Below are 15,227 nucleotides of genomic sequence, written 5' to 3' on the forward strand. Positions count from 1 at the left end.
CGGACCACCACCGCAACGGTGCTCACGTCGTGGATCGGTCTAGGGGTGGTATCCGAGCTTCGGTTATGAGCGAAGCCGTCATGGGGGCTGCGGGCCCACGCGTCTTACTGAATCTGGTGCGGCTCCTGCCGAGCGAGAAGGGCGCGGGTGGTGCCGGCCGCCTTGCTCTCGCCCTTTTGGCCCATCTACCACGGCGCGTGCAGTTACGAGTTGCGATCCCTCCCCACTGGCGAAGCCTAATTCTGGCCTTTCCAACGGTCAGCTTTGAAGTTGTCGACGACGACAGCAACGCGAGCCTACGGCGTCTCCTATCTTGGTGCGAATGCTACGTCGACCCGTTGAACGGGCTCAGACCGACGCTCATCGATCCGAAAATCGCTGTCATTGGCTTTGTTCTCGATCTCCAGCACCTGCGCATGCCTTGGCTCTACACCGAGGAACAGATGGCGGGGCGGTTGGCCGAATATGGCTACGCCATCGACCGGTCGGATTGGCTCGTAGCGATCTCCGAGTACGAGCGTAAAAATCTCGCTGATTTCTACGGAGTGGATCGCGTCTCGGTCGTCCATCTGGCTGGTTTTATGGCCGAAGACAGTGGCCTAGACGATCAAGCGGTAAGAGCGAAACGCGCGTCGGTCGGGGACGAGGCGCCGTATCTCATCTATCCGGCCGTTCCTTGGCCGCACAAAAATCATGAAATTTTGATCCAGGCGATCGGCATCCTGAACCGGCGTGGTCTGAGGGTACCGCTGGCGTTAACCAATACGTCGGGGCATGCTGCCGAGAAGGAACGCCTCGGCCGGATCGCCGTGGCGCTCGGCGTCGATGATTTGGTGGATCTACACGGCTTCTTAGACGAGGGGACGCTCCTCAATTTATTGATTTCAAGTCGCGGCATGGTGTTTCCAAGCCTGTACGAAGGCTTCGGCATCCCGCTTGTTGACGCAATGGCACTGGGCGTGCCCGTGCTGACCAATCCTGCCACCGCGGTACCGGAGATCTGCGGTTCAGCGGTGACCTACATGAGCAACGCATCAAACGCTCTGGCGCTGGCCAATGATATCGCAGCGTTCTGGACTGGGGGAGCGTTGCGGAAGGAATTGATGGAGCGAGGGCTCGAACGGGCACGTGACTTCTCCTCTGAGAAGATGGTGGCGAACCTCGCCGAAGCCATCGACGCGGCCGTTGCAGCCAAAGCGATACGCACATTGCCGCCCGCGAGCCGGTTTACCCAGCCGCGCTACAACGAGCTTGCTGTCTTTGTCTCGTACGCGAGCCTGACAGAGACAGATCGAGCCCACTTCCGTGAAGCGGGCGATATCAATGCCTGGCATGTACGCGCGTTTGGGCCGGACGCGGATGTCACGATTGGTCTGGACGTCACACTTATCGACGATCCAGAGTTGTCTTTATTTTTTGGTGCGGCCGCAAATCTCATCCTTTTCGACGGTAGCGACCCGGAGTCTTTGGACTCTGCTGTGGCAGATTTCGCAACCCGCTACGACCACGCTGAATTTCAGCTGGTTACTGCATACCGCGACGGGCTCAGCGCATACAGCGCCTCGACAGTGCGGGGTGTGATATCGGCGTTGCGTCTCTTTGCGAAAGCAGATTGCGCCGGGCCGGACCCGCAGCTTCAAGATTGCATGCTTGAGAAGGAGCCCAGCGAGCAGGAGGGCGTGATCGCCTACCACCGACACCGCGGCGCTGGCTTGGTCGTCCACGATGCGCTGCTCCGACGTACCTCGGCACGGGGCCTGAAGAACGGGACGGTGGCGTTCTTATCGGAATATTGTACGCGCTATAGGCGACTTCGTGTGCCGATCGTGCGACCACAGACCGCCCCCCCCTGGGAGGCGTAACGTTCTCTGGGAGATGGGTACACCTCGACTTCGGGGTGGGATCGGATAGATGGACCCGCAAAGAACTGGCGATGGCTGGATTGGGTGAGACAGACGGCGGCCGGGAGCCTACAGAACTACCGCCCCACGACGAGGCGGTCGATCCCGATTGGTACTTGGCTAACAACAGCGATGTAGCGGACGCTGGTCTAGATCCTGCGGATCATTACGTCCGTTATGGTCGGGCTGAGGGGCGATTGCCCAATGCCGCGGCCCACCACGCGCGCGATTCCGAGCTGGAGCTGAAGAGGCAGGTCGATCCGGCCTGGTACCTCGCCACCTATACAGATGTGGCAGCGGCAGGCGTCGACCCGACCGAGCACTATGCGCTCGCCGGCTACAGCGAAGGCCGCCATCCTAACGCGGCCGCTGCAACTCTTTACGCGCGCGAGTCCGGACGGGAGTTGATGGCGCAGGTCGATCCGGCCTGGTACCTCGCGACTTATCCCGATGTGGCAGCGGCGGGCGTCGACCCGGCTGAGCACTACGCCCTCGCCGGCCACAGCGAAGGCCGTTACGCCAACGCCGCAGCTGCAGCCCGCTACGCCCGGCGGCAGGAGGTCGATCCGGATTGGTACATCGCACGCTACCCCGACGTGATGGAGAGTGGCGTCGATCCGGCTGAACACTACGCTGTTCGGGGTCACGCCGAGGGCCGCCTGCCCAATCCCACACGCCTGCCGGCCAAGGGCTGGGCTCCGGTCGAGGATAGAACACCCGCGACGATAAGGTTAACGCGATACCCTTTCATCGGCGTGGTGACCCCGGTACGCAACCGTCGCGCTTGGTCGGTGGACTTCGCACGCATGCTCAACGAGCAGGATTACCCGCTCTTCCAATTCTATGCGGTGGATTCCAACTCGACCGACGGCACGCCGGAGGCGCTCAGGAGCCTCGATGTTGCCGGATGCACGGTCCTACCGGCGCCCGACTCCGCCTACTGGACAGCTGCGACCAACATTGGTGTCGCCCGCGCAGTGGCGGACGGCTGCGACTACATCTTGACGATCAACGACGACGCGATCATCCCCCCCGACTTCTTGAAGACCATCGTCGACGCCGCGGAGCGCGCCGAGGCGCGCATCGTGGGAAGCGTGATCGCCTTCGCTGACACGCCAGGGCGTCTTTGGGGGGTGGGTGCCTACAACGACTGGAGTTCAGGGTCCTTCGTGCAGACAGCGATGGCCGGGGCCTGGGACGATGCACTCGAACAGCTCCCGCCCTCGACCGAAGGGCTTATCGCGGCGGATTATCTGTGCGGTAACGGCACGTTAATCCACCGCTCGGTCTTCGAAGAGATCGGTTTATACGACGTCCGGCACCTGCCGCATTATCACGCCGACAGCGAGTTTACGATGCGCGCTGAGCGGGCTGGCATCGAGCGTTGGGTCGCGCCGATGGCACGGGTCTACAACCGTTTCACGGAGGCCGCAGAGGGAATTTTCGCGCCACGCAACCAGCGTTTGTTTTCCCTGCGGTCAGCTAATTACGCTCGACCTTTGATCTTCCTCATCGACACCTATTGTCCGGACGAGCTGAAAGCGCGGGCTCTGGTGCGGTACTTCATGCGGTACGTCAAAGATCCGAGTGACCGGATGTGGTCGCGCCTCCTGCGGATCGTGCAGTTGATCGACACGCCAACTGCGATCCGCCGCGTTGCACGAGCCGATTTCTTTCCGCCCTCGGATCCCGCACTGCGCGCTGCCGAAGATCTGAAGATTTTGCTCGGTCTCTCCGAAACGACCTTCCTCGCCATGCTCTACCCTATCCTGCACCGGCGGCTCGAGTTCGAGGCGGAGCACACGCGGTGCGCCGAGGCGATCCGGTCTGGCCTCGATCGGCGAGAGATCGTCCGCGAGATCCTTTCCCGTCCTGAGGCGAGATACGCCCTACCTGCCCACGCGACGGTCCTGTTGGCCTACCTGAACACCGATGACGATTCCGCTGAGGCATTGCATCCGGTGAAACAGCGTCCGCCGTCAGGATTTAGTGATAGCGGCCGTCTGCCAAGCCGAGGTGCTGCGCGTTCACTGACTGAGGCGACTGCAGGTCTGGTTTCAAGCGCCACCCGGTCGGAGGCCCTCACCGTGTACATGAACATCGACGTTCTGTGCATGGCGGTCACCGACCCGAAGGCTGCTACGGGCGTTCACCGCTACGTGCATAATGTAATGCACCAGCTGGCACGCGATGTGCGGATCGATCTGCAGCTATTCTATGCACCTCAACTTGAGCACAGTGCGGTCGCATTGCGCGAGGGTGACCTCGCGGGTGCCACCTTCGCTCAGCCCGGTCTACGGCCGCGGACCGGCGTGGCGTTCTATCCGTATTTTCCGTTCGCGGGGGTCGACCGACGTTTTAAGGCGCTCCCGCAGGTTTTCACAGTTTGCGATTTATTCCCGCTCACGAACCCAGAGTGGTTTTCGACAACAGCGGCCGTCAATTTTAACGGCCAGCTTCGTTATCTCGCCGATGCCGATCATGTTCTATGCATTTCGGCGGCTACGGAAAGCGCCGTGCGCGCAACATTCCCGACGTTGCCAGCTTCAACGTCCGTCGCCCACCTCGGTGTAGCTCGGCATTCCCAGAGCATCGGACGTCGCGCCTCAGCAAGCCCTGCTGGATCCGACGGGAAGCCGTATTTTATCTGCGTCGGGACCATCGAACCGCGCAAGAATCTGCGTACCGTAATCGCAGCGATGCGATACCTGAGAGCGGCGGAAGTTATGGACCTTCGGATGATCGTCGTCGGTCAGGCCGGCTGGTCCGTGACGGCAGACGGCTTGACCGATCTAGCAGGCGCCGACGCAGCTCGTATCACGTTTCTCGGCCGCGTCCCGGACGAGCAGCTCTGGGACCTTTATTCGGGTGCGGTTTGCACGGTATTTCCATCGCTCGCGGAAGGTTTTGGCTTTCCGATCGTCGAGTCCTTCTCGTGCGGAACGCCCGTCGTCACATCAAACGGCTCAAGCATGGCCGAAATCGCGGGGTCAGGAGCACTCTTGGTCGACCCTAGCGACGCGGTCGCCGTAGCGGCAGCGGTGGAACGTTTGGTGACTGACCCTGCTCTTCGCGCTGCCCTCGCACGGGAGGCGGAGCTCCGGAGCCGTCAGTTCACCTGGGAGGCCTGTGCCGCGCACCACGTCGAGGCTTTCGAGCGGGCCGCAGTCCGCGCGATGCAGGATGAGACGCCAGATCGATCATGGCTTGGGCAGCGATCGGCGTCCGCCGCGCCACAATCGGAGAGGAGTTCCGTCCTGTGACGGCAACAACAGTCACGCTGAATAGGAGCCATGAGCGGGAGCCTGGCACCGTCACCTGGGATACGGGCGTCGAGTTGCCGATCGAGGCGGACATTCCGTTCGACAGCACGCTGGCCGGTGCCAGTTGGTACCCCTCGGAAATCTTTGAGGGCGTGTGCTTTCGATGGATGGGCGGTTCGAGCACGGCACGGGTCATTGCAGTCCTCGACCGCAGCATCGAGCTCGAGTTGAGCGTATACGTGCCGCATATCGTTGATCACGCGTGTTGGGACAAAGTGACGTTCCGCGTAGACGGTCACCCTGTCTCAGCGACTCTCGCGTTCGACGACGTCCATCGGTACGTCGCCAGGTTGCCTGCGCGCCCGGCTAGTCTCACTCCGGAGAATGGAGCAGGGGCAGGGGGGCACCACGGGGCGGAGAGTCTCACTGAGATCGAAATATGCGCCCCCTTCGCCAAGCAGCCCAATCCGAATGATGCGCGCACGCTCTCGATCGGCGTCTCGCTGGTGCGTATTCGGCCGATCACTCCCGAGGTGCTCGCGCGCAATGGACTCGTCGTCCGCGCGGCGCTGCTGTCGTATTTCGCGGAGCGGCACGTAGCGGGCATACTTCCGATCTCGAATGGGCCCGGCGGCGGCTCATGAATCTCAACGTCACGGAGCAGGCCCTCGCAAGCTGCCTTCGGGAACTGCACGCCTGCCTCCGCGTCTGGCTCACCGATGGCGCGCCGGCTGACGCGAGGCTTGCTGCTGACGCGCGCGATCGCTGGGTAAGACTGGTTAGTCATCACCAGGCCGATTCGGCTTTCGCCCTACTTGCCACAGAGGCAGGTGCGGTTTTCTTCGCGATCGCCCATGAGCCTCGTGTGCTCGACGCGATATTCCAGCTCCCGGTCCCGTCTGAGCGGGTCTACGACGCTTGGAACGCCCTCGCTCAGGATGATCCCCGCCGGCTGCTCGGCGGCATATTTTTGCGGCCCCCCTTCGAGTTGGAGGGGCTTGAACATTTCGTCGTGCAGGAGCGCTTTGACGAGATCCTTCTGATCTACGCCACGTGGCAGCCCCGGTGCTTCGAAACCGACGCTCAGCGCGTCAGCTTCGTCGCTTATGGCGCCACACTTGGCGCCGCGCTCGCGGACCGGATCGAGACGGCCGACGGCCCGCTAAACACGTTCCTGGACCACAGCGTCCGCGCGATCGGCGGCGGCATCGTCTACTCGTGCGAGGGGATGCTCCTCGAGCACGCGCGGGCGAAGAGCCGTTTGATCCGCGCCTATCTCAAGCGCAAGCACGGGCTAGATCCCGCCGAGACGAGCCAGACAGAATTGCTGGCATCCGGCTCGATGATACGAATCGGGCTACTCTGGGCTGACACCGACTGGCGCACGGAGAACATCGTCGGCGCGGCGTCGGTGGATCGACTGCGAGATCATGGCTTCCACATCGTCTCGATCATCCACCGGAACCGCCCAGCGACGAAGGATCGGCGGACCATGGAGGGGCGGATTGCCGCGCTGAGCCACGAGTTCGTGGACCTCAGCCAAGAGCGCAGCCTGAGCGAGCAGGCCGAAGCGATCAAGGCACTCGACCTCGATTGCTTGATGTTCATGACCAACGTTACGCACGGCTATAATGACTACATCGCACTGGCGACGTTGCGGCTGGCACGGTGGCAGGCGGTCAACCTATGTGCTGTGGTCACGACGGCCTTCCCGGCCATCGACCTCTACATCTCCGGTCTGCTGTCGGAGCGAGCCGAGAGGCCGCAGGATGGCTACACCGAGACGCTCGTTCGTCCGCCGGGATCATGCCTCGTGTTCGACCGTGAGGATGACGGAGGGGAGCGCCGCAGTACGAAGCTTTCCTTCCAGCGCCTACGTGACCCATCAACGGTCACATTGTTCGGCAGCGGCGCCAACTTCTACAAGATACATCCCGCCCTCACCGACACCTGGGCGCAAATCCTGGCCGCGACCCCTAATAGTCGCTTGGTGCTGTACCCGTTCAATCCGAACTGGAGCTCCGACTTTGCGGGCCGGCGCTTCCTGCGCCGCTTCAGCGACCAACTCATCGCCCGGGGCGTCAACCCCGCTCGCGTGACCGTAGCGGGCCCTTGGCGAGACGCTGCGGTCGTCGCCGACCTTCTCTCCGAAGTCGACATCTATCTCGACAGCTTCCCACACAGTGGCGGATTGTCTTCGTTGGACGCACTGCGTTTGAATATCCCGATCGTCACGAAGGGCGGCCCCACCCAGCGCGAGAACCAGACCGCCGACTTGCTGGATCTGATGGGGTTGTCGCGCTACGTCGCCGGCACGGTTGATGGCTACGTGCAGACGGCGTGCACCCTGGCCGAAGACTTCTCAGCCTGGGCGGCGTTCAAAGTCGGCATAGCGCGGGGTATGCGCGACGCTCCGTTCTTCGACACGGTCACGTACTCAGCCCGCTTGGCCACGGCGCTACGCGCGGCGGTGACAACGCCGACAGCCAGAGATCCTGAATCGTGATGACGCGTCCCACTCTTGCCACATCGCTGACCCCGCGCCCCGCGCGGCAGATTGCAGGCGGGCGTGAAATCGGTCATCTGAATCAGTATCGCTGCCTCGAAAGCTGGCGAGAAAGCGGCTTCCACGTCGTCAGCGTCAATGCCGCCGACGAGGCGGACGCCGTCCAAGTCGCATATCCGGATGTGCAGGTCGTCGTCGCAGAATGCGACGCGCGCAGTCTCTGCGGACGGACGCGGATACCATTGTCTGAGATGATCCGAACCCTGCGGGCCGCTGAGGTAGCGTGGGGTGGCATCGCGAGCGCGGACGCGCGCGTTGCCTGCCCCGATCTCCTTCGGCGCATCGCTGACGAAGGCAGGAACGGAGGCAGGGCGATATTTTTGAATCGCGCCGACATCGTGCACCCCTGTGACGACGCCGGTACCCTCGATCCGTGCGGTCCATCAGCGGTTCTATTCGCCGTCGAGAGTGCTGCTGAACTCGACATCGAGCCCTTCGCGGTGGGTCTGCCCGGGTGGGGGCGCGCCCTCGCGATGGCGCTTCTCCTCGCGGGCATACACGCCAGCTATCCGGCGGGACCCACCCTGCTACACCTCGATCACGCGAGGGCGTGGGGAGACGACCTTCAACATCACTTCTTCGCGGCGTTTCGTACGCGATACTCGCCTAAGTTGGCGGCGCTGCAGAGCGGGGAGGGGGCCCACGCGCAGGCGTCCCTGGAGGCCGTGGCTGACCTAGGTCGGCACGCGGAGACCTACGCGGACCTCGCAGCACGCCGCCCGGGGGAGAGCGGGACCAAAAAAACCGCACGACGCTATCGGGCGGCTTACGCCGCCGCAGTCGCGGACCTGATCCGAGACTTGGCGGTGGCGCCACCGCGGGGCGGGATATTAGGTCGAACATAGGAGGTCGCACTATGTCTCACGACAACTTCCTTCTCTGTGCCATCGCTGGTGTGCCCTTGGAGGGTGAGAACGCTCTATCGACCCTGCTTGAGGATCCGGACGTCTCCCCCTCGTTGCTGGCCCTTGCCCTGAGCCGGACGGGCCGAGTCGACGAGTTGTGCCGTCTGCTCCGGATGCGGAGCGGCATGCCCGCCGGCCTGCTCGCCACCTCCGGCCTGTTCCATGGGCTCACTGGTAATCCTGGGCAAGCGCGTCGCCTATTCAAGGTCCTAATAAATATCGCGCCGTTGAACCCTGAAATCTGGCTGGCCCTCGCTCGGTTCGAGGCTGCTATCGGCGACTTGGCAGCATCTCTGCGCGCGGCCGCGATCCATGCAGACTTGACTGGCAGCTCATTCTCAACGCCCACTCGTGAGGACGCGGCTCCAACCGGAACTCGCTCGGGGGCGATCCGTCTTCTTCGGGGCGACGTAGATATTCCGCTTTAAGCGCCAGATGGTGGTCATTCTTCAGGAGGACTGTCATTACCTGCACCGTCGGCAAGACTCAGCTAGACTAGAATAACCAGTAGGCTATCCCACGCTCATGCTACATTACCCTGGAAAGCACCGCCCCATTGAGCGGTGTTTCCCTTCTCAGACGGCCCATTTTGCCGGTCATATTGATCCAGTACGAGCCGGCGATCGGTAGTGGATAGGCCAAAGGTACATCACGCGGGCAGACGAGACGGAGAGTTGGTATGTAGCGGAAGCTACGATCTACACTAAAGCGCCAAATAACGCGCCGGAAACTGACAAGCTGGAGCAGTAAGGAGCAAAAATGCGGACCAAGAAAGAGGCGCTATCACTAATCGCGGAACGCGGCTTCAATGCCTCGCTCATCGTCGATGTCGGCGTCGCGACTGGAACCGATGGTCTCTATGAAGTTTGGCCGGATGCGCATTACGTCCTGGTCGAAGCATTGCCGAAGTTCAAGGACGACTTGGAACGCATCGCATCCGGCTTACGATCCTGCCAGATTTTCAACGCTTTCGCCGGACGCGCGCCGGGGACCGCCGATATCGCCACCGCCCCCGATCAACCTCACGTTCACTGGCCCGCCGATATCGCCCCCCCAGGGTGGCCGCGCGATAGTATTCCGATCGTTACCGTCGATAGCCTTGTATCACCGCGGCTTACGATCTCGCCAGCAACTCAGGCCATCCTCAAGATCGACGTCGATGGCGCGGAGATCGATGTACTGGAGGGAGCTAGGGCTACACTTACATGCGATTGCGTAGTCGTGATCGAGGCGGCACTCTTAGACGAGCGCACCGCACGTTTCGGTCGGATCATCAACTTTATGACAGCGCACGGCTACGAAGCCTGGGATATCTTAGAACCAGTGCTCCGGCCGAACGACAATCTGTTGTGGCAAGTCGATCTGGTGTTTGTGCCGCGTGACTCGGCTCTCCGTGCATCGCGAGCCTATCAGTAATCCCAGTCTAATCGTGAACAGCTTACGTGCTCACCTGGCTCATCGAGCCTCACGCAGCACGCGTCGCGCTTCCTGATATAGCACTGTATGCCGGATCGCTGCCGGGCCGTCGTTGGGTGTGTCCTGCCCTTCTTCTTCGAGGCAGCGTTTGAACCGGCTTCGGTCTAAGCCGAATGGACGCAGGCTGACGATCAAGGCACGCATAACGATACGCATTGCCGCTTCACGCTCCTCAGCAATAGCCAAGCGCGATTCGAGTGCTGCAACCTCGTCGAAAACGTCGCAGCTCACGGCGGAAAGGCCGGGTGGAATCTCTTCGGCCATAATCGTTTCCACCGGAGTTAGGCGCATTTCCCTGAGCACAGGGAGGGGTATCTCCGCATTATCAGTAGGACGGTCAATGACTTCTTCGCCTTCAGGATGCCCCAAGCTGCCCGAGATCTTTACCTCCAGCATCTCCGCAAGCGTTCGCAGGCGAGCGACATAGGAGTGTTGCGCGACGGCGTAGCGGTGGCGCCGCCACGCGCCGGCCTCACCATCCGCATCGAATAGGTGTACAGCTTCGCGATGCACTCGCTCGAGGTCGTCAACATCGCCTGCTCGGTAGCGCAGAACGGGGAGTGCAAGTTGATCCGCTGGGGGCACAACCATTTCGAGACTCTGGACATCGTCGGATACAATCGGGATCTGACCAGTCGCCAGAGCGTCAAACAACCGGATCGGGACGTCCTCATTCACGGCAAGAACCGCTGAAGTTTTATGCCGGCACCATTCCTGGAATTGCTCTTCGCCAGACTTTGAAAAGTAGCGGTGGCTCTCATTGGGCTCGTCGTACGGAATAATGAACAGGTTGTTTCCAGGTATGCGTTCGATGGCGGTACGCAAAAAAGCTTCTCGAGAGAACGCGTCATTGTACCCCCGAAACCCGCCATACAACGCGTCGACGCGCGGGCCACCCATGTACTTCGCTGCAAACTGGTTGATCTCAAGCGGAGCCCACTGGCCGAAACAACAGGGTAGGAGGCCGAGACAATTGCGAGCCACCGAATGTAGGTAATCGACCCGGGTTGGATGCGCATGTACATAATAATCGAATTCGAACGCCAGCCGAAGTGACTGCTCGAATTCGTGATGATGGTCGATCAACCATATCACACCGACGCGAGGCTTGGTTTCGTCGTCGTGTAACGATGCGACAACCTCTCGCAATCGTTCTGGCTGACCATAAAAATAATTCCAATTTATGAAAACAATATCACAGTCATCGAGTCGATTGGGAGTACGTAAACTGAAATTATAGGCCCGACCACCGACCTGAAAGATTTGATCGTGAACCATAGGCCATAACGCCACCACTCCGACTTGGAGATGATTCTTTTTTCCGAGTCCACGTAGTTTTCTCTCCACCCGCGCATATCCGGGCCGACTGTCAGGTACGCACAAGCGTTGGAGATTGCGTGGATCACTGAGCATCTCCAGAGCGCTCTGGACGCCCAATACAGCACCGCGCAACGCCTGATCTTTCAACATGCAAGTCGCCTATCACAATTTGTCAGAAATCCGAGACGAGCGCCCAGAACCTTAACCACCTGGTCGCCGCTGTCATGTCGTTGCAAATGGCCAAGCCTACCTGAGAGCCCTTCGCCCTTGCGGGCATTTGGCCAACCACCAAGCACTCCCAACGATCGCCCTCTCCGTCAAGCCAACGCTGCTTCAAGACTGTTACTCAAACGAGCAAAATCCCGGCTGCTCTAAGATTTGCATATCAATACCCGTACAAACGATTCACTCGACGCATATCATCGACGGCAGAGCCGGGCTTTCAATGAACGGGCCGCTGCCGATGGGCAGGGGTGATCCCGAAGCCACCGCAGTTCGAGACTACACTGTTCGCCGGATGAAGAAGGATCCGATCTAAATTTCATCAATCACCAACCTTTCTTTATGGATCAGCGCTTTTATAAAATCAGCTATGCGGCCGGCAAATCGGACTGGCTCAAGGCCAAACCGAACCTCAGGACCACATGCCTCCGCAAAAACTGCCAACTGACGAGCGCTGTAACCTCGCGAACCTGGGTCTTGGATCGAAGCGATCTCGCGAAGGATAACCTGCCCAAAGTCGGCAAAAATACTAGTGTCCCATCGTTGTTTATGTACCTCATGAAAAGCTAATCTGCCATTCGCAAGGCAAATTTCGATCTTGTTGATTGAGGCAAGAACCGGCAACCAAAGATCCCACCAGGGGCAACCAAAAATGAACGGCTGATCTTCGAGTAGACTTGTCTGTTCTCTCGAAAACATGAACCAATCGATACCCCCCACGAACAACTCACCTTCGTTTGGATCAATGTCTATTTGTTTTATACTATCAACATCAAAGCGATGGCCGTAAACGATACAATATCGGGCCGCCTCCTTGATCTCGCGCATGAAGGACAAATTCGTCGAACTGAGAACGATATCTGAATTTATAATTCCGACAATTTCCTGGCCTGAATGACGCAGCGCCGATATCATATCCGACATATAAACGTAGGGCTTCCCATACTCACGACGAGCATCGCGCGGCGCTGAGATGAATGTTACATCCGGGTAAATATCACGGAGAAGTGCAATTTCGTCATCGGAATTGATCGACAAGACATGCGCGCCGTAAGCATGCCAAGAATTAACAGCGGAGCGCTGGATTTCATGCCGTACAGGCATCAATGATGTAACCAGAGACACTCCGGAGAATGGGTTTACATGGGCGATGAATGAGGCTGGCCGCTCTAACTTAGATTCGAAGCCATTTAGGATTTCACTAGTCATCAGATCGTTGCCGGCCATCCCGTACGCATGAGCAACCATCAAATCCATATCGAATCGATTTTTATCCTCAAGTTGTCTTATTATAGGGGGGAGAGATCTATAGGCATAAATCACAGCATCGTAATTATGCGAACGAGACTTCTTATCTAGATAATCCCAAAAAGAGCCTATCGTTTCACTTGCGAGCTTAAAACAAGCATCCGGCGAAATATTATTTAATCTAATAAGCGCCTGACTCGCGACCTCCCATTCACCTGAGGCCGCCGCTGCAAAGACTAGAAGTCGGTAGCCGCTCGACTCGGTGGAAGGATCGAGTTTCATCACTAACCGCGCGCACTCAATTGCACGTCGGTGCTGCTTACAATTGAAATACAACCACCCGAGCCATAACAACAAAGACCAATCCTCGGGCTTCAACGTCACGGCATCCTGACAATATCGTATTGCACTCATATAATCGCCGACCGCGTCAGCTTGACGGATTCGATCGACAAGTTCCGCAAGCTGCGTGCCATTATCGTTTTTCATTAGAAGACAACCTTACCAATTGTCAGGGGCTATGAAGTCCATTCACGATAAAGGGGATATCTCTATGTCAATTATTTTAAAGCTTATTTTTCGACTAGCTCGCTCAGTGCAGAGTTCGGTGTTAGGGATGATGTTTTTAAAGTTTGGGCCGTTCATGACGCTGCCGGTTGAAGAATGCGGATTGATCAAGATTTATTATTGCTATTGATTTGTCAACCGATCGAAAAATCATCGGTTTAAATGGTTTGTCTTAGCAGGATATGACACCTGTATTTGCGGCCGCTCGGGTCGTTTGCGGGCTGGGCCCACCAAAAATTAGTTTTCTCTCTCGTGCCGTCGCAGAACCATGCTTGTAGATACTCTTCGGCCTACCGAGTGTAAATACACGCCCGCTCTACGGAACGGCGATGTTTTTATGGGCTATATTCTCAACCGGCCCGCATTCAGAAGTATCGTATTTCAGCATTCCCAACTAAATTTTTACGGGGGTTCAAGGTCGATGGCAAGCTTCGGCTTCGCCCCCTATTTGGGTCGTCGGTTTTAGTCGTCGGCAAGGGAAGCCCGTACGCCATTCTATGATTATGCCCCAGCATGCCACCGTCATAACTAACGTTCCTGCTGTGACTATTAGCACTGGGATAGATGTTCAATTCCGCTTTGTGGTGGTACAACTTATGCGTATACAGGGTTTCATCAAGGCGCACGTTCTCCACGGCTGCGCCACAACGGCGGAGGCAATCCGAGGAGCAATCCAATTTCGCCAAGAGAACGTGAGGGCTACGGCCAGCAGCTACGGTCTGAGAGCCTGTTTTAGGACGGCTGTTAGGCTGGATTATAGAGGGGGTTGGTGGCCATGAGGCTTGCGACGCAGGCGAGCTGGCCCATGGCGACATCCAGCCGCTGGGCCCGCTCACGATGGAGGCAGGCTAGTGGCTGAGCCAGCCGAAGGTGTGCTCAACCACCTAGGAGCCCGTCCGAGTAACCGGTTCACGCGGTTGGATGAGCGTCGAAGTCTGGGCAGACGTGTGCGTCGGCTTTGGGCTCAGTGCCCGGCCTTCGCCAGTTTGAGGAGGTTGTGGGCGGTGCAGATCATCGCCCATTCGCTCCGGACCTGATCGAGGCCGCGGAGCAGGAACTGTCGGAAGCCCCGGGCCTGCTTGATCTGACCGAACACGGGCTCGACCACTTGCTTCCTGAGGCGATAGCGGCTGCGGCGGCCAGCCCGCTTCAGGCGCACAGCCATCGCGCTCATCAACGGCATCTTCGTCAGCCTCCGGCGGCCGGGCGCGTCCGCCTCGCCATGACGCGCCCGACCCGGAGCCAGGTAGGCGGTGATCCGCCGCTCCTGCAGCGCGACGAGGTTCGCCTCGTTGGCAAAGCGGGAATCGCCGGAGAGCTCTCGCGGCTTGCGCCCGAGATAAGCGTGGACGTCGTCCACGAGCGGCACGAGGGCGCGGGAGTCGGCCGAGTTGGTCACGAGGCGGTGCGCGACGATCACCCGATGCGCGGCATCGACGGCGATCTGCCTGTTGTAGCCCTACACGAACCCGTCGCGGGTGGGCAGGATGCGGCTGTCCGGGTCAGTGAAGTTGCGCTGGGCCCGGTCGGGTGTGTTTCGGCGTGCAACTTTGGTTCTTCCGCACTTTCGGTGCTGAAGGTTTGGCATCCGATCAAGCTTTGTCGATCCTGGCTTATGCAGCATGCAGAACGCGTTGGCGCAGGAGATCGAAACCGGCGCGACCGTACATGCTCCGCTTGATCAGCTTGAGGCGGTTGACCTGCCCCTCGACGGGGCCGTTGCTCCAGGGCTCGACGATAGCGGCGCGCACGGCTGGCT

At 59.5% G+C, this 15,227-nt stretch carries 8 protein-coding genes and 2 pseudogenes; 7 read left to right on the forward strand and 3 right to left on the reverse strand.

Translation table 11 applies throughout. The features are described from left to right. Positions 1-65 precede the first annotated feature (65 nt). The 6 genes from FV233_RS13660 (at position 66) to FV233_RS13685 (ending at position 10,051) form a co-directional block, all read left to right on the forward strand. Entirely contained in the window at positions 66-1,862 is a 1,797-nt protein-coding gene (locus FV233_RS13660; protein ID WP_147897784.1) for a glycosyltransferase family 1 protein, read from the forward strand. Between the two features lie 236 nt (positions 1,863-2,098). Then, positions 2,099-5,164 (forward strand): glycosyltransferase, encoded by a 3,066-nt coding sequence (locus tag FV233_RS13665; protein WP_187278107.1) that lies wholly within the window; start codon positions 2,099-2,101, stop codon positions 5,162-5,164. Beyond that, on the forward strand, positions 5,161-5,808 hold the full coding sequence (locus FV233_RS13670) for a hypothetical protein (protein ID WP_147897786.1): 648 nt from the start codon (positions 5,161-5,163) through the stop codon (positions 5,806-5,808). Before FV233_RS13665 ends, FV233_RS13670 begins: the two co-directional genes overlap by 4 nt. Next, positions 5,805-7,670: a hypothetical protein gene (locus FV233_RS13675; RefSeq protein WP_147897787.1), complete on the forward strand. Its 1,866-nt coding sequence runs from the start codon at positions 5,805-5,807 to the stop codon at positions 7,668-7,670. Before FV233_RS13670 ends, FV233_RS13675 begins: the two co-directional genes overlap by 4 nt. Continuing rightward, positions 7,667-8,575, forward strand: coding sequence for a hypothetical protein (locus FV233_RS13680; protein WP_147897788.1), 909 nt, complete (start codon positions 7,667-7,669; stop codon positions 8,573-8,575). The genes FV233_RS13675 and FV233_RS13680 overlap by 4 nt, the downstream gene beginning before the upstream one ends. A gap of 819 nt (positions 8,576-9,394) precedes the next feature. Then, entirely contained in the window at positions 9,395-10,051 is a 657-nt protein-coding gene (locus FV233_RS13685) for an FkbM family methyltransferase (protein ID WP_147897789.1), read from the forward strand. A gap of 39 nt (positions 10,052-10,090) precedes the next feature. Here FV233_RS13685 and FV233_RS13690 read toward each other — a convergent pair whose 3' ends face one another. Next, positions 10,091-11,581, reverse strand: coding sequence for a hypothetical protein (locus FV233_RS13690; protein ID WP_147897790.1), 1,491 nt, complete (start codon positions 11,579-11,581; stop codon positions 10,091-10,093). 384 nt (positions 11,582-11,965) lie between these two features. After that, the gene (locus FV233_RS13695; RefSeq protein ID WP_147897791.1) at positions 11,966-13,390 is read right to left on the reverse strand and encodes a hypothetical protein; all 1,425 of its coding nucleotides are present in this window, start codon (positions 13,388-13,390) and stop codon (positions 11,966-11,968) included. A gap of 674 nt (positions 13,391-14,064) precedes the next feature. Here FV233_RS13695 and FV233_RS31155 point away from each other — a divergent pair. Further along, a pseudogene (locus FV233_RS31155) lies at positions 14,065-14,190 on the forward strand (IS481 family transposase); the annotation flags it as partial. Between the two features lie 242 nt (positions 14,191-14,432). Here the strand turns inward: FV233_RS31155 and FV233_RS13700 are convergent. Further along, positions 14,433-14,999, reverse strand: a pseudogene (locus FV233_RS13700) (transposase); the annotation flags it as partial. Between the last annotated feature and the right edge of the window lie 228 nt (positions 15,000-15,227).

It is taken from the genome of Methylobacterium sp. WL7, from assembly GCF_008040085.1.
Taxonomy (GTDB): domain Bacteria; phylum Pseudomonadota; class Alphaproteobacteria; order Rhizobiales; family Beijerinckiaceae; genus Methylobacterium; species Methylobacterium mesophilicum.